Below are 14,870 nucleotides of genomic sequence, written 5' to 3' on the forward strand. Positions count from 1 at the left end.
CCTATCTACCTTTTTCGCACGGAGGCAAATAATGAAGAAAGCGTCACTGACTGTCCTGGCTTCTCTTTCGATGCTCGCCGGTGCCGCCTATGCGCAGACGGAAGGCGTCCAAATGAGCACTGACCCGGCCAAGGCTGCAGAGGTCGAGCAGCGCGCGCAGGCACTTCAGTCGCAGCAGGAAATGCAGCCGCAAGAGACGATGCCGATGGACCATACGAAGCCGATGCGGCATCACAAGAAGGCAATGAAGCACAAGAAGGCCGAATCCGGCGAGTGAAAACGTTGCGGGGTGAGCCCCGCGCAACAGGCAACGACAAGCCGAACCGGCCTCGCCGGTTTCGGCTTTTTTTATAGCCGGAACCGTCCGCCCGCTGTGCTAAAGTCGCGCTCCGATATTTCTTCGCCAATACTCTCGACGCACCACGGTGCGGAGGAAAAGCATGAGCAACATCCAACTGGACATCGAATGGACCGAGGCCGCGTCGCGCAAGATCGAGAAGCTGATGCCGCGCGGCTCGCAAGAGGCGTTTCTCGCATTGCCGCCAATCGAGTGCCTGCCCGTGGAAGGCGATGTACTCTTTCTCGGGCCCACGGGCAAACAGCAGCCGTTCATCGTCGTCGAACGTCAATACCATCATGACGGCGAAGCCGATTGGACCATCGTTCTGATTCTCGACGTCCCGGATACCGCGCATTGACCTGACGTTGGGTTGGCTAAGCCGGCCGCACGACAATCCTCGGGCCACGAAAAAGACCCGCGTTCCGAAGAACGCGGGTGAAACCGTCGCCCTACGAGGATGGGCGACGGGGCCATCGTGTCCGGCATGCTTTCTCCCGCCGGCCATGCCGTTGCCATTCGATATCGCACTGCATGTGGCTCGTCCGCGGCTGCCGGCTCTAGAGAGAGCAGCTAACATGCCAGTTGCTCAGCAACCGCCAAGTCGCTGATTCGCATCGACAAATTACCGTGCCAAAGCGCAAGGCCGACGCAGGGGCGCCATGTTACGGGGTAACGTCACGTGACAAAGGCCGTGACGTGAGCCGCCCATGGCCGATTCATCCCGTAGCGACGACGGTCCGCACAAGAAAAAACCCGCCTTGCGGCGGGTTTCTATGGGGTGCTTCCTCGGGAGCAATGCAGGATCAGTGCAATTGGTCCTCGAGCAGTCCCATGATTTGCCGGGCCTGCGGAGTCGACTCGACATCGCCTTTATCGTCGACGACGGCAACGCGAGTTTGATTCGGCGTCAGCGCACGCACGTTGATGCGGTATTGCTTGGCGATCTTTTCCTTCTTGCCGTGGAACACCTGGTTCCAGAAGCCCTGCTTATCCGCGCTCAAGTCTTTCGGATCGACGTAGCGGATGTAATAGAGGCCGCGCGTGCGGTCTTTGTCATCCACCGTAAAGTTGCTTCGGTCGAGCGCGATCCCTACGCGAATCCATGCGTTGTCGTAGCCTTCGCCAAGTTCGACCTCGGACGTTGCCGCCTCGCTGCTCGCCGCTTGCTCTCGCTTGCTGGACTGTGCGGTAAACGCGGCATTTTGCGCAGCAATCGCCGCAGCATCGGACTTCGCCTTGCCCGCCTTGGCAACGTCCGCATCTTCAGCGGGTTCCTCGCCGAGCTGGCTGGCGCCGCGCGAATCGGCCCGCGCGAGCGTTGCCATGAGACGTTTCAGATACTCGGTCTCGAGCGCAGGATCGTTCGGCTTCGGTTGCCATGTGCTCGTATCGTTGTGGACGCCTTCGAGCGCTTCGCGCATGCCCTTCTGACTTACGAACACATAGGTGCCGCCATTGGGCGCGGTATCGAGGCGCGTCCGATACTTGTTGCGCTCCGCGGCGACGTACGAGTTGCCCATCGCCTTCGACAGCGTGTTGCGAATGAGGCCCTGGTTCACTTCCGGGCGCGTCTCGTTCCAATCCGTTTCCATGACGTGCTTGTCGCGCTGATCGACGACGAGCAAGAAGCCCTGTTCCTGCCAAAAGCGCCGCACTTGCGGCCAGACCTGATCTGGCGTTTTGCCGTCGATCACGAGCCAGCTCGCGGTACCGTCGCGTTGAATGTGCATGCCGGCGACGGGGGGAACCACCGCGGTTTCGGACGGGGCGGCCTTCTGCACCTGACGCAGCGAGGAAAGCGAAGTCTGCCCGCCGAGAGGCGGCAGCGAACGCTGATCGGAAGTCTCCTCGAGCAGGTTGGGGGAACGGCAAGGGATGCCTGCTTCGATTTCGAATCGCTCCGGTAGTCGACCTGGGTCGGCGACGGGGAACTGCAACCGGCAACGAGGCCGCCGGCCAAAACGAGAGCTGCGAACCGCGAGGTAAAACGAAGATCAGTCATGTTCGGGAAATCCTTGCGCTTTCGCCACGGGTATTTCCGTGGATCAGCCGCGCATTTTACCGGTCCCGGACCATCGTGTGTAAAACCGGCGCCTCGCGCCCTATCGTTCGCGCTCGGAACGCCGGTTCGCGACGGTCAATGTCGCGGTTCGCCGTGCGAGAGAATCCAGCCCAGCGCGGCCGATTTTGCCGCTTCTTCAGCCTCGGCTTCGGTGGCGAACGGGCCTTGCGTCACATGCACCACATGCCGTTCGGCTTCATCGGTGCCGTTACCGCCTACCCGAAAGCGCGCCGCGAATCCCTGCGCCGCGGCGGGCACCACTTCGATGTCGACATCGACGCCCTCGATCCGATGGGTCACGAATCCGTCCATCTCTATCTCCTTCATCGCGCTGGCGTTCGACGATCGTAGCATTTGCCACGCCGCGCTTGTACGGGGTTCTTCAACCGCTGGTGGATTCGTCATCGGCATCAGCGTCTGCAGGTTTGGCCAACTCTGTCGGAGCGAGCCAATGCGTCGAGACGAGCGCGTCGCCGTTGAACGTGCATTCGAGCGCGGCGGCCCGGCTGCGCGTTTTGCCGGGCGCAGCGCGGACCGCCGCGACCGCGCCCGATGCCGCCGCCGATACCCCGCTTGCCGCGGCGGGTCCCTGCAATGCCCCTTCGACGACGACTCGCGAGCCACCGATGCCCACGCCTACATTCGAAATTTTGAGGCGATCATGCGGGGCGGCTCGAGCGAGCTCACTACGCATCCGCGTTTCGCAAGCGCTCGGGTTTTGATAAAGCGTACAGCCGCCTGCCAGAAACGGCATGACGAGGAGCAGCCCGGCGAGCGGCGCGATTCGGATCTTGTTCATCGGCGGATCGATTTTTGCGGGCGATCATTTTAACGCTGTGTGCGCTCGCGTGCGTCGGGCCGCGCCGATGGTAGAATCGCGTCCACCCTGCCCGGGTGATGAAATTGGTAAACATAGCGGACTTGAAGCAATTGAGTGCCCGGCTGGAAACGGTCGGTGCAGAACCCTTCAAATTCGGCGAACCCCCTGGTGCATGACATCTGTTCATTATGGATATCAGGCGGCCGAGGCAACGCCGAGCCAAGCCCGGTGTGCGTCGTCACCGATGCGCGCCGCGGAAGGTGTAGAGACTAGACGGGGGGCGCCTAATGCTGCGCGGCACATCTCGAAAGTGTGCCCGGCGATGGCGAAGGCATAGTCCAGCGCACAAACGGCAATGCAGTACCTGAGCGCATCGCCGGCATCGAAAGATGCAGTGTGACGAAAATCCGCCGCCTAACGGCTTGCCGGTTCGATTCCGGTCCCGGGCACCATAGAATGTTCCGGCTTGTGCCGATGTGTTCGGAAGAACCCAGCTAGGTCAAGGTTCTCCGGGGGTTGTTATTGCTTTTTGGACCGGCTTGGTCCTTAGACAGCCAGTTGTATACGGTGGTATTTTTGGTGGTATCTGTGACGCTGCCGCCCTTCTCCGATAGGAGATATCACCATGCCGCTCACCGACGCTCAAGTTAAAACCGCGCGGCATAACCCGGGCGGAACGGGTAGGCGCTTGGCGGACGGTGGGCGTATGTATCTCCAACTCGACGAATCCGGCGCGAAGTACTGGCGGATGAACTATCGATTCGCCGGCAAAGACAAGACACTCGCGGACTTTCGGAACACGAGTTATCGGAACCGCGTGAATGACCTCACCAACTCAGCCGGTCGATGTCGCCGACCTCGCGCACAGGCAGCGGGCCCCAGTCTTGCCCGGACCGTTGTCCCGACCGGTCTCGCCCGGGATAATGCCCCCACCTGTTGACTAACGCTGCTCGCACGGATGGCTGCATGACCGATTCTCTAAGCCCTTGGGGCGACGACGATTACCGACACTGGTTAACCGAGCTTAAGCAGCGGGTTGAACTCGCACGTCAACGCGCAGCGGCAAGCGCGAATCGAGAACTCGTCACTCTGTACTGGCAGATCGGGCAAGATATCTTGGACCGTCAACAACGCCAGGGCTGGGGCGCGAAGGTCATCGACCGGCTCGCACGGGATCTAAAGGCGGCTTTTCCCGACATGCAAGGGTTTTCACCACGCAACCTCAAGTACATGCGGGCGTTGGCGCAAGCATGGCCGACGCCCGCAATTGTGCAACAGGCCGTTGCACAATTGCCTTGGTCTCATATCGTGACCTTGCTAGACAAGCTCAAGGAGCCGGGCGCACGCAATTGGTACGCGGCACAATCGCTCGAGCACGGCTGGTCGCGCAATGTGCTTGCGATGCAGATCGATACCCACGCTTATTCGCGTGCCGGTGCCGCGATCACCAATTTTGATGCGCGACTCCCTCCACCGCAATCCGATCTGGCGCGCGAAGCATTGAAGGATCCGTACGTGTTCGATTTTCTGGGGCTGACGGAAGACGCACAGGAACGCCATATCGAAACCGCGCTAACGCGTCACATCACGCGTTTTCTGCTCGAGCTGGGTGCCGGCTTCGCGTTCGTTGGTCGCCAGTATCGGCTTGTCGTCGGTGGCGACGAATTTTTCATCGACTTGTTGTTCTATCACTTGAAGCTACGCAGCTACGTTGTGGTCGAATTGAAGGCGACGTCCTTCCGTCCCGAATACGCTGGCCAACTCAACTTTTATCTGTCTGCGGTCGACGCAGAGCTGAAGGGGCCCGACGATCAGCCGACGATCGGCTTGCTCTTATGTCGAGAGAAGAACCGGCTGGTTGCAGAATACGCACTGCGCGGGATGACCAATCCGATGGGCGTCGCGGAATACCAGCTTCTCCGTCAGGTTCCGGAGCCGCTCGAAGCAGGCTTGCCGTCGATCGACGAGATCGAGGCAGAACTCGGCCCCGATCTGCCCGACGTCGAATGAGGATGACGACGTGCTAGGCATTGGAGACCTCTTCCCATGACACTCACCGCTGGCGACCTCGAACGAATCAGCACCGCTACGCTGCAGCACTATAACGCGCATGCGGAAGATTTCCGCGAAGGCACGAGCGACCACGACGTCACGCAGAACATCAACGCTCTTTTGCGTCATATCGTCAGCGAGCCGCCTTTTGCGATCCTCGATTTTGGCTGCGGGCCGGGACGGGATCTCAAGGCGTTCACTTCGCTGGGACATCGCGCAGTCGGCCTCGATGGTGCCGAACGCTTCGTCGCGATGGCACGCGCGGAGACCGGCTGCGAAGTGTGGCATCAGGATTTTCTGCACCTCGACTTGCCAGTTGCACACTTTGACGGCGTTTTCGCCAACGCCAGCCTGTTCCATGTTCCGAGTCAAGCTTTGGCGCGCGTGCTGCGGCAATTGCACTCGACGCTAAAGCATGGCGGCGTGCTATTCAGCTCCAATCCGCGCGGCGCGAATCAGGAAGGCTGGAGCTACGGCCGCTATGGCGCGTTCCATGATCTCGAAGCATGGCGGCGATACATGGCGGATGCGGGATTCCTCGAACTCGAGCACTATTACCGGCCCGCCGGCTTGCCGCGCGAGCAACAGCCTTGGCTCGCCAGCGTATGGCGCAAGCCGTCCGCTTGAAGTGCCAGGCGCATTGGCGAACTCGACCGGCGCCTAAACTTTTATCGTCTGACGAGATCAGCCCGAACGAAGGCTTGTTGCAGCAGCAACCCATAGCCGGATCGAGATTGCGGGGCAAAGAGATGTCGTGCAGCCACTGCGCGAACACCCATGACCCGCCATGCTTGAACCACGCCCGCGACTCAATTCCCTTCGCATAACACAGCTGTAATCAAGAGGGGAACCACTTCATGAATAATGGCATCGCTGCCCGCTTGGCGAACGCGCGCCTCGACCGACTCGGCAGGGCCGGTTACTACCACGCCGTACGATGACGCCGTAGCCGGATGGCCACTGCCCTGTTTGAACATCGCATCGTTCGGTTCATACCCGAAGACGGCATAGACGCGAAAGCCGAATGCCGTCAAATTACTGCCGTGCGCTGGCCGAAACGCGTTGACCGAGTCCGGCTCAATGCGCATGGGCTTCGCCTCGATGGCCTTGTCGCCCACGAGCGCGGCGATGAACTCGTGCGCATTCGATTTACAGTCGAGTTGCGGATCGAGCGCATGGGCACCGCAGAGCACCGGAGGCAGTCCAGCGCCCAACGCCGTAAGGAGGGTTAGCGTGTTCAAGGCGACCTTTCCCATCGTAGCCACGCACGTCGTTCTATCAGACTGCATACTCGCACGCCCAGCATTTGGCGTCGGTACGGTGGCGCTCCATGTCGCGCGCCACACGACCGGGACATCCGGAAGTCTGGTCCCGTCAAAGAACCGGCCCCCCACATTCCGCCGCTGCCATAGCCCTGCGCGTGACTAACTCGCCGAGCGCAACATCGGCAAGCGCGATCCCAAGGGATTTGAAGACTGTTATTTCGCCACGCGGTCGCTCCTGGACATAGCCATTGGCGATGACGTCGCCGAGCTCCACAATGTTGCTCCAGTCAACCATCCCCGGCGCCGCCATCAGTAGGTCCCCCGCCTCTTCCTCTGCCTGCGCGAGCGATTCGACGACGATCATGCCGGCTCGAGAAAGCGTCGTGTCGTCGATCTCGCGCGCGCTCGGCTTGCTGGAGCCGATCGCGGCGACGAAGGTTCCCGGCTTGAGGTTGGCACCGTCGAAGAGCGGGATGGTGCTGCGCGTAGCGGTGACAACGACGTCGGCTGCCTGCACCGCCATTTCGGCCGTGGACGCCTCGAAGCATACGCCAGCGTAGCGTGCCTGCATTTGCGCAACCGCTTCCTGCACGCCCTCGCTGCCGACAATCAGCACGCGCTCGATGCCTGATTTCTCGACGAGAGCCCGGATGTGCGCTCTGGCCTGCACGCCGGTTCCGAATATCGCGAGCACCTTCGCGTCGGCACAGCCGAATTCGTCAAATGCAATGCGGGTCACCGCCGCTGTGCGATATTCCGTGAGCGCTCCGCCATGGATGATGGACAGCAACCTTCCGTCATGTGTGGAGAACAAGGGAATCACGAAGTCGAAAACCCCCTTGTGCGTCGAATATACCTTCGCGCCGCACACACCAGCGCCGGGCAAGATTGCTCCCATGGTGCTCAACGACACGTCTTCACCGAGTGTCCGTACGCGTGGCTGGATCTTCGCTCTTCGGCTGCCTTGTTCAGCAAGCGCGAAGCGCAGCGCTTCAATGGCGTCGCTCATCGTGATCAGGCGGCGGACCTGATCGTCGGTAACTATGTACATAGTGTTTCCTGGCAGGGGTCAAAAGCGATAGAAGGCTGCCTGCAACGCGCGGCGCTCGTCTGGATTGCTCAGCATCGCCAGCATCAAGAGAATGCGAGCCTTTTGGGGCGGCTGATCGTCGACGACGATCCAGTCATAATCGTCGTCAGGCTGTGCGCCGTTGCGGATCACTACGCCGCTCCCTGTCCGTGAGGCCCTCACTATGTGCAGCCCCTCACGCGCGGCCTCCCGCAGCGGCTCGACCATATGTTCGGCGATGTTGCCATTGCCAGTGCCAGCGAATACAAGGCCGCCCGCATCCGCCGCAATGGCGCGGACCAGTTCACTCTCAAGCGCGCCATAGGCATATACGACGACGACTTTCGGCAACACCTCCATGTCGTCGATGGACCACGGCGTGGAAACAGTGTGATCTCGCGATGGCGTACGGTAGTAGCGAGGCTTGCCTTGGATCACGCAACCGAGCGCACCGTAGGGCGAGCCGAATGCCTCGAGCTTGAAGCTGTTTGTCTTCGTGACGTCTCGAGCAGTATGGATCTCCTGGTTTGCGACGACGAGCGTTCCTTTTCCATGCGAAGACGGATGAGTGGCTACCGCGATCGCGTCGTAGAGATTCAGCGACGCGTCGGAGCTCATCGCCGATGGCGGCCGCATGGAGCCGACCACGACGACAGGCTTCACGCTCTTCAACGTCAGATGCAGAAAGTACGCGGTCTCCTCAATGGTGTCGGTGCCGTGCGTGAGAATGACGCCGTCTACCGTATCGTTCTTGAGTACCTCGGATATCCGCTTCCCGATCATGAGCAGGTGCTGTTCGTTGAAGTTCTCCGAGCCGCTCTGCAGCAGCTGTTCCGCGCTCAGGTTCGCAAGCGACGACGCTTCCGGAATGGCTGACAGGATTTCGTCGATCGCCAGCACGGAGCATGCGTAGGAGGAGGTGTCGACGGCGCTTGCGCCACGGCCGGCAATCGTACCGCCCGTGCCGATGACCACAATATTGGGCTTGTCTTTCATCCGGTATCGATTCGAGGAATTGGTGAGGGAGGACAGCCGCGCGTCACACCTTGTACGGCTCATTAAACGAGCGAGAAAAAGTTGGACAACAACTGATCGGGCTTTCCGTCGATCCAACCCGTGAGCAACGCGGCCGACCCGGCGGCCAACGTGAAACCGAGCGCGCCATGCCCAATGTTGAGCCAGAGATTCGGATAACGCGTGGGCCCGATAATCGGCGTGCAGCGTGGCGTGGCCGGACGCAGCCCGGTCCACTCGGTCGCGTCGGCGTGATCAGCTACGACCTGAGGGAACAGCGCGGCGACCTCCGCACGTAGCGCGGCAACGCGCGACGGATCCAGCTTGAGGGAGTAGCCGTCAAAGTCAGCCATGCCCGCCACGCGCAACCGGTCACCAAGACGCGCATAGACCACTTTGCGTGCGAAATCGGTGACACTCAACGTCGGCGCGATCGACTGCGGTCCCAGCGGGTAGGTCAAGCTGTAGCCCTTGAGCGGATAAACAGGCACGTGAAGGCCCAAAGGCTGCAGCAGATGCGTTGCGCCGGCCCCGGCAGCCACGACGACATGGTCCGCTTCGAGCGCCCCGCCACTGCTGCGCGCCACGATGTGTCCGCCTTTGGCGACCTCCAGTGCGTCGATGCGCGTATTCATCGAGAACCGCACGCCGCGCGCCCTCAAAATCGCTTCGAGGCCTTTGCTGAAGCGATGGCAATCGGCGGTATCTTCGCTGCGCGTATAGATGCCGCCGACGATCCGGTCGCGCACATGAGCCAGCGCAGGTTCGAGCGCGACGCATTCGTCGGCGGACAGCGCCTCCTGCTCGCAGCCGAGCGAGCGCTGAAAATCGAGCAGATCGATGGCGCCTTGCATCGCAGCAGCGTCGCGGTGCAGGACGAGTTTTCCAGAGTGCTGAAAGTCGAAGTCGAGCGTGGGTTCGTCGCGCAGGAGTTGGTGCATGAGCGCACGGCTCGCGAACGAGAGCGAGAGCAGTTCGCTCGTGGTGAGATTGCTACGCCGTTGCGTGCAAGCGAACAGGAATTTCAGGCACCAGAGCCACTGCTCCGCGCTCACGAACGGTCGAAAGCGCACCGGCGAGTCCCGCCGCGTGAGCCACGCCGGCAGCTTCGACAATACGCCCGGCCCGGCCAGTGGCGCGACGTAGCTGTACGATAACTGGCCACCGTTGCCGAAGCTGGTTTCGGTAGCCACCTCACCATGCCGGTCGATGACGATGACCTGATGTCCGGCCCGGTTCAAATAATAGGCGCTCGACAGACCGATGACACCTGCACCCAATACGGCAATCTGCATGTCGCTTGTTTCCCCTGGTTCACGGTCCACTCACATGAGACAGGATGTTGAGCCAGGCGACACCAGCGGGATTGCACCGATGAGCAAAAAAATAGAAGAAACGCGACAACGAAACCACCGCCGGACAGGGGCGCGATGATGGCATCGCCGCCGTCGCCGAGCTTCAGTCTTCGCTCGGACCTGTGCGCGAGCCGCGCAGCTTGCCCGGCGTCACGCCGTAGGTCTCGCGGAAGACCCTGATGAAATGCGCGGAATCAGCGAAACCACACTCGTATGCGATGTCCGTGACCTTGCGCCCGGTGTTCAGCAGCATCCAGCGTGCGTATCGTAGCCGCATACCGCGATAGAACTCGTTCGGCGACACCTTCATTTCGGCCATGAACGCCCGTTCGAGCTGACGCACGCTAGTGCCGATCATCTTCGCGATCACCGCGATGTTGAGCGGCGCTTCGAGGTTTTCCTCCATGAGCAGCGCAGCATGGCGAACGGTTGCGTCGTCCACCGACAGGTAGCCAAGTGCACGGCGGCGCTCGATGAACGATGCGCCGGCCTGCCGGCTGACGGTCATCTGGTGAATCACCTTTGATGCGCGGTCAGGTCCGCAATGCAGATTGACGAGCCGCGCAGCGAGCTCGATGACCGAGATGCCGCCCGCACACGTGATGCGATCCCCGTCGATGAGGTAGTCGGCATGCGTGACGACGCGTAGTCCGGGAAATCTGTCGCGATAGTCGTCGAAGTGAAAGCTGTGCACGCACGCGACGTGATCCTGCATGAGTCCGGCATGGGCGAGGACGAAGCTGCCGGTGCAGATGCCGACCAGCGGAACGCCCGCTAGTGCAGCGGCGCTCAGATAGTCCCAGTAGCGCCTGTCCACCTTATCGAGATGTGGCAGCAGGCCGCCGATGACGACGATGTAGTCGAATTGCCCGACTTCCGGAAAGGTGGCCTGCACCGGTACAGCGATTCCGCAGCTCGATTCGACGGTGGTGTCGTGCACGCCAATCGTCGTCCAAAGACAGCGCAACTGGCGACTCTGATCGCTGCGATCGGCAGCGTGACGTAACGCGTCGCAGAGCCCGCCGAGCGACAGGAGCGGAAAGCGCGGCCATAGCAGGATTCCGACGTTGAGCTCCGCGCCGGCGCGCCCCTGGGGCGAGTCGGGCGCCGTGGAAAGTGAATCAAGCCGCTCCACCAGTTTGTGGGCCGGCGGCGCTTTGGCCGGGGGAACGTCGGAGGAAACCATGGGCGGCGCGAATGATCGTGTGACGCCATTATAGGACCGCACGACACGCATCGCCGCTGTCGCATTTCTTCTGTTTTCTGGCAAATCGGTGCAATGCCGCTAGTTTGTGTCCGCATAAATTTGTCTCGCCAGCGCAGACCACATGCCGCGCGGTACCAGGACGGAGGCGACGGGGACAATCCAGCGGATCGACCTCGATGCAGATAACTATCGATGAGGTAATGCAATGACCAAGAGCACGATATTGGGTCGCCGTGCGACGACCTTTGGCATTCTGGGGGCCCTGGTCTCCGTTTCTGCCGGGGTGGCGCATGCCGACGAAACCGTGAAGATCGGTGAAGTCGCGCCTCTGACCGGTCCGGCTTCATATCTGGGCAAGGACACTGAGAACGGCGCGAGGCTTGCGGTCGAGGAAATCAACGAAAAGGGGCTTGTCGTCGGCGGAAAGAAAGTCGTACTGGTTCTCGACGCCGAAGACGATGCTGGCGATCCGCGCCAAGCCACGCAGGTCGCACAAAAGCTTGTCGACGACAAGGCAGTGGCGATAGTCGGTCACATGAATTCGGGAACGACGATTCCGGCGTCCAAGATCTACCGTGATGCCGGTATCGTGCAGGTCTCGCCCTCCGCTACGAATCCGGCGTACACGCAACAGGGCTTCAAGACCGCATACCGCGTGGTTGCAACCGATGCCCAGCAAGGGCCGGCCCTCGCCGATTACGCGACGCGGACGCTAAAAGTCAGGACGGTCGCTATCGTCGACGACGCCACCGCATACGGGCAGGGTCTGGCCAACGAATTCGAGAAACGTGCGAAGGCAGACGGCCTTTCAGTGGTTTCGCACGATGCGACCAACGATAAGGCCACCGACTTCCGCGCGATCCTTACAAAAATCAAGGGTGAGCATCCCGACGTGATCATGTATGGCGGCCTCGACGCGACCGGTGGCCCGTTTGCGAAGCAGGCTAAGCAGCTCGGCATGACGCAGAAGATTCTTGCAGGCGACGGCCTGTGCGCCGACGACCTCTCAAAACTCGCCGGCGCCGCAGCCGACGACGTGATCTGCTCCATCGCAGGCTCGCCGCTCGAGAAGATGCCGAAGGGTCCGGCCTTCATGCAGCGCTACGAAAAACGCTTCGGTACACACCCTGTCCTGAACTCGCCATTCGCTTATGACGCTGTGTACGTCATTGCCGAAGCGATGAAGCGTGCGGGTTCGACGGCCCCGGACAAGATTCTTGCCGCAATGCCAGCGACGAACTATGAGGGCGTTCTCGGCCAGACGCAGTTCGACTCGAAGGGCGACCTGGTCCACGGGACGATTTCTCTCTACAAGTACGTCGGTGGAAAGCAAACCCTCCTCGACTACCTGAAGAATTAACCCGCCAGGATCTGCTGGTCAATCAGGCACAGCTGCAGCGATGCGGTTGTGTCTGTCCTACGCTTCTCCTTTTTCCTCACTCCCGCCGCATTGATAGCGAAAAGCGCCGGCTACCGAGGGGCGGTCCCGTCGCGCAGGGTGCAACTCCCGCAAACGCACAACGGCCGGACGTTCTGAACCGGATATGGACATCTTTCTTCAGCAGTTGATCAACGGGCTGGTGCTGGGCAGCATCTACGCCATAATCGCACTCGGTTACACCATGGTGTACGGGATTCTGGGCATCATCAACTTCGCGCACGGCGACGTTCTCATGGTGGGCGCCATGGTCGCGCTCTCCGCGATCGACGTGCTCCACAATCACTTCCCGGGCCTCGGGAACATCCCCACGCTCTGCATTGCGCTCGCGGTTGCCGCGGTCGTGTGTGCGGTTGTCGGGTACACGATCGAAAAGGTCGCGTATCGGCCGCTGCGTCGCGCGCCGCGCCTCGCACCGCTGATCACGGCGATCGGTGTATCGATCCTGCTGCAGACGTTCGCCATGATCATCTGGGGCCGCAATCCGCTGGCGTTCCCCCAACTCGTCTCGACCGACCCGATCAACGTCATCGAGCCGACCGAAACCGGCGTGGGCGCCGTGATCTCGATGACGGAAATCGTCATCATCGTCGTCGCGTTCGTCGTGATGGCGGGTCTGCTGCTCCTCGTGCACAAGACCAAGCTCGGCCGCGCCATGCGCGCGATTGCCGAGAACCCGAACAATGCTTCGCTGATGGGCGTGAACCCGAACTTCGTGATCTCGGCCACGTTCATGATCGGCTCGGCGCTCGCCGCGCTGGCCGGCGTGATGATCGCCTCGGAATACGGCAACGCGCACTTCTACATGGGTTTCATCCCCGGCATGAAGGCCTTCACGGCCGCGGTGCTGGGGGGTATCGGCAACCTCGGCGGCGCGATGGTCGGCGGTGTGGTGCTCGGCCTGATCGAGCAGCTCGGCGCAGGCTACATCGGTAACCTGACCGGCGGTGTGTTCGGCAGTAACTATCAGGACGTCTTCGCATTCATCGTGCTGATCGCCGTGCTCGTGTTCCGTCCGTCGGGGCTGTTGGGCGAACGTGTCGCGGACCGCGCATAAGAGGGAGTAGCAGAACATGACTTCAATTCAATCGATCGAGCCGTCGACAACGCTCATCCCCGAAAAGAACACGACGAAGACCCTCGCAGTGGGCATCGTGACCGCCATCGTCGTTGCCGCGGTGCCCTTCGTGGTCGGTGCCGCGGGCGGCAACTACTGGGTGCGCGTGCTCGACTTCGCGATGCTCTACGTGATGCTCGCGCTGGGCCTGAACGTGGTGGTGGGCTTCGCCGGCCTGCTGGATCTGGGCTATATCGCGTTCTACGCGGTGGGCGCCTACGTCGCCGCGCTGCTCACTTCGCCGCATCTCACCACGCAGTTCGCGTGGATCGCCAACATGTTCCCGGGCGGGCTGCATACGCCGTACTGGATCGTGGTGCCGTGCGCCATGGCGCTCGCGGCGATCGCGGGTCTCCTGCTCGGCGCACCAACGTTGCGGCTGCGCGGCGACTACCTCGCGATCGTGACCTTGGGCTTCGGGGAAATCGTCCGGATCTTCATGAACAATCTCGACCGTCCGGTGAACATCACCAACGGGCCGCAGGGCATTACCGGCGTCGCGCCGCTGCAGGTGTTCGGCTTCGATCTCGCGCAGCCGCACGAGATCCTTGGCTTCACGTTCACGTCGGTCTACATGTACTACTACGTGTTCGTGATCTGCGCGCTGCTCGTGATCTGGGTCTGTACGCGGTTGCAGCACTCGCGTATCGGTCGCGCCTGGGCCGCCATTCGCGAAGATGAAATCGCCGCCAAGGCGATGGGCATCAACACGCGTAACGTGAAACTGCTCGCATTCGCGATGGGCGCATCGTTCGGCGGTCTGTCGGGCGCGATGTTCGGCGCGTTCCAGGGCTTCGTGTCGCCGGAATCGTTCACCTTCTGGGAATCGGTTGTCGTGCTGGCGTGCGTGGTGCTCGGCGGCATGGGCCACATCCCGGGCGTGATCCTCGGCGCGGTGCTGCTCGCGATCTTCCCCGAATTCCTGCGTTCGACGATGGGGCCGCTGCAGCAGGCGATCTTCGGTCACCAGATCGTCGATACAGAAGTGATCCGTCAGCTCCTCTACGGTCTTGCGATGGTGCTGATTATGCTGTACCGCTCCGAAGGCCTGTGGCCGTCGCCGAAGCATGAAGACAAGATGGCGAAGCTCGCGAAACGCAACGGCAACAAGCCGGTGTGCACCTAAGGACT

General features: G+C 61.4%; 15 protein-coding genes and 1 pseudogene. 8 read left to right on the forward strand and 8 right to left on the reverse strand.

Annotated features, from left to right (window positions below):
• Positions 1-31: 31 nt before the first annotated feature.
• Together ACR9ZC_RS18925 and ACR9ZC_RS18930 are read left to right on the forward strand one after the other, a co-directional pair.
• Positions 32-277 (forward strand): hypothetical protein, encoded by a 246-nt coding sequence (locus ACR9ZC_RS18925; protein WP_331565848.1) that lies wholly within the window; start codon positions 32-34, stop codon positions 275-277.
• Between the two features lie 163 nt (positions 278-440).
• Positions 441-698 carry a DNA-binding protein gene (locus tag ACR9ZC_RS18930; protein WP_481581467.1) on the forward strand — a complete coding sequence of 86 codons (258 nt, stop codon included), beginning with the start codon at positions 441-443 and terminating at the stop codon, positions 696-698.
• Between the two features lie 445 nt (positions 699-1,143).
• Here the strand turns inward: ACR9ZC_RS18930 and bamC are convergent.
• From bamC to ACR9ZC_RS18945, 3 genes and pseudogenes are all read right to left on the reverse strand, one after another.
• Positions 1,144-2,342, reverse strand: a pseudogene (gene bamC / locus ACR9ZC_RS18935) (outer membrane protein assembly factor BamC).
• A 135-nt stretch (positions 2,343-2,477) separates the two neighbouring features.
• On the reverse strand, positions 2,478-2,714 hold the full coding sequence (locus ACR9ZC_RS18940) for a hypothetical protein (RefSeq protein ID WP_173256194.1): 237 nt from the start codon (positions 2,712-2,714) through the stop codon (positions 2,478-2,480).
• A gap of 70 nt (positions 2,715-2,784) precedes the next feature.
• Positions 2,785-3,201: a hypothetical protein gene (locus ACR9ZC_RS18945; protein WP_481581468.1), complete on the reverse strand. Its 417-nt coding sequence runs from the start codon at positions 3,199-3,201 to the stop codon at positions 2,785-2,787.
• A gap of 646 nt (positions 3,202-3,847) precedes the next feature.
• Here ACR9ZC_RS18945 and ACR9ZC_RS18950 point away from each other — a divergent pair.
• From ACR9ZC_RS18950 to ACR9ZC_RS18960, 3 genes are read left to right on the forward strand one after another with little or no spacing between them, the layout of a single operon-like run.
• A complete protein-coding gene (locus tag ACR9ZC_RS18950; protein ID WP_481581469.1) occupies positions 3,848-4,162 on the forward strand; it encodes an Arm DNA-binding domain-containing protein in 315 nt (104 codons plus the stop codon).
• Positions 4,163-4,188: 26 nt separating this feature from the next.
• The gene (locus ACR9ZC_RS18955) at positions 4,189-5,232 is read left to right on the forward strand and encodes a PDDEXK nuclease domain-containing protein (protein WP_481581470.1); all 1,044 of its coding nucleotides are present in this window, start codon (positions 4,189-4,191) and stop codon (positions 5,230-5,232) included.
• Between the two features lie 36 nt (positions 5,233-5,268).
• A complete protein-coding gene (locus tag ACR9ZC_RS18960; protein WP_481581471.1) occupies positions 5,269-5,901 on the forward strand; it encodes a class I SAM-dependent methyltransferase in 633 nt (210 codons plus the stop codon).
• 182 nt (positions 5,902-6,083) lie between these two features.
• Here the strand turns inward: ACR9ZC_RS18960 and ACR9ZC_RS18965 are convergent, their stop codons facing one another.
• From ACR9ZC_RS18965 to ACR9ZC_RS18985, 5 genes are all read right to left on the reverse strand, one after another.
• Positions 6,084-6,515: a hypothetical protein gene (locus ACR9ZC_RS18965; protein WP_481581472.1), complete on the reverse strand. Its 432-nt coding sequence runs from the start codon at positions 6,513-6,515 to the stop codon at positions 6,084-6,086.
• 133 nt (positions 6,516-6,648) lie between these two features.
• Entirely contained in the window at positions 6,649-7,590 is a 942-nt protein-coding gene (locus ACR9ZC_RS18970; RefSeq protein WP_481581473.1) for an ornithine cyclodeaminase family protein, read from the reverse strand.
• An 18-nt stretch (positions 7,591-7,608) separates the two neighbouring features.
• Positions 7,609-8,667 (reverse strand): asparaginase, encoded by a 1,059-nt coding sequence (locus ACR9ZC_RS18975; protein WP_481581474.1) that lies wholly within the window; start codon positions 8,665-8,667, stop codon positions 7,609-7,611.
• Positions 8,667-9,917 (reverse strand): D-amino acid dehydrogenase, encoded by a 1,251-nt coding sequence (locus ACR9ZC_RS18980; RefSeq protein ID WP_481581475.1) that lies wholly within the window; start codon positions 9,915-9,917, stop codon positions 8,667-8,669. The genes ACR9ZC_RS18975 and ACR9ZC_RS18980 overlap by 1 nt, the downstream gene beginning before the upstream one ends.
• A 163-nt stretch (positions 9,918-10,080) precedes the next feature.
• Entirely contained in the window at positions 10,081-11,163 is a 1,083-nt protein-coding gene (locus ACR9ZC_RS18985; protein WP_481581476.1) for a GlxA family transcriptional regulator, read from the reverse strand.
• 226 nt (positions 11,164-11,389) lie between these two features.
• On the opposite strand from ACR9ZC_RS18985, the gene ACR9ZC_RS18990 reads away from it, so the two are divergent.
• The 3 genes from ACR9ZC_RS18990 (at position 11,390) to ACR9ZC_RS19000 (ending at position 14,865) form a co-directional block, all read left to right on the forward strand.
• Complete coding sequence (locus ACR9ZC_RS18990) at positions 11,390-12,544, forward strand: branched-chain amino acid ABC transporter substrate-binding protein (RefSeq protein WP_331573476.1); 1,155 nt, start codon at positions 11,390-11,392, stop codon at positions 12,542-12,544.
• Positions 12,545-12,728: 184 nt separating this feature from the next.
• Positions 12,729-13,679, forward strand: coding sequence for a branched-chain amino acid ABC transporter permease (locus ACR9ZC_RS18995; protein ID WP_481581477.1), 951 nt, complete (start codon positions 12,729-12,731; stop codon positions 13,677-13,679).
• A gap of 16 nt (positions 13,680-13,695) precedes the next feature.
• Complete coding sequence (locus tag ACR9ZC_RS19000) at positions 13,696-14,865, forward strand: ABC transporter permease subunit (RefSeq protein WP_481581478.1); 1,170 nt, start codon at positions 13,696-13,698, stop codon at positions 14,863-14,865.
• The last annotated feature ends 5 nt before the right edge of the window (positions 14,866-14,870 follow it).

It is taken from the genome of Trinickia sp. HAY1-2D (assembly GCF_056754935.1).

Coding starts and splice junctions, on each gene's coding strand:
- ACR9ZC_RS18925 (WP_331565848.1), top strand. CDS start 32: ATGAAGAAAGCGTCACTGACTGTCCTGGCTTCTCTTTCGATGCTCGCC.
- ACR9ZC_RS18930 (WP_481581467.1), top strand. CDS start 441: ATGAGCAACATCCAACTGGACATCGAATGGACCGAGGCCGCGTCGCGC.
- ACR9ZC_RS18940 (WP_173256194.1), bottom strand. CDS start 2,714: ATGGACGGATTCGTGACCCATCGGATCGAGGGCGTCGATGTCGACATC.
- ACR9ZC_RS18945 (WP_481581468.1), bottom strand. CDS start 3,201: ATGAACAAGATCCGAATCGCGCCGCTCGCCGGGCTGCTCCTCGTCATG.
- ACR9ZC_RS18950 (WP_481581469.1), top strand. CDS start 3,848: ATGCCGCTCACCGACGCTCAAGTTAAAACCGCGCGGCATAACCCGGGC.
- ACR9ZC_RS18955 (WP_481581470.1), top strand. CDS start 4,189: ATGACCGATTCTCTAAGCCCTTGGGGCGACGACGATTACCGACACTGG.
- ACR9ZC_RS18960 (WP_481581471.1), top strand. CDS start 5,269: ATGACACTCACCGCTGGCGACCTCGAACGAATCAGCACCGCTACGCTG.
- ACR9ZC_RS18970 (WP_481581473.1), bottom strand. CDS start 7,590: ATGTACATAGTTACCGACGATCAGGTCCGCCGCCTGATCACGATGAGC.
- ACR9ZC_RS18975 (WP_481581474.1), bottom strand. CDS start 8,667: ATGAGCCGTACAAGGTGTGACGCGCGGCTGTCCTCCCTCACCAATTCC.
- ACR9ZC_RS18980 (WP_481581475.1), bottom strand. CDS start 9,917: ATGCAGATTGCCGTATTGGGTGCAGGTGTCATCGGTCTGTCGAGCGCC.
- ACR9ZC_RS18985 (WP_481581476.1), bottom strand. CDS start 11,163: ATGGTTTCCTCCGACGTTCCCCCGGCCAAAGCGCCGCCGGCCCACAAA.
- ACR9ZC_RS18990 (WP_331573476.1), top strand. CDS start 11,390: ATGACCAAGAGCACGATATTGGGTCGCCGTGCGACGACCTTTGGCATT.
- ACR9ZC_RS18995 (WP_481581477.1), top strand. CDS start 12,729: ATGGACATCTTTCTTCAGCAGTTGATCAACGGGCTGGTGCTGGGCAGC.
- ACR9ZC_RS19000 (WP_481581478.1), top strand. CDS start 13,696: ATGACTTCAATTCAATCGATCGAGCCGTCGACAACGCTCATCCCCGAA.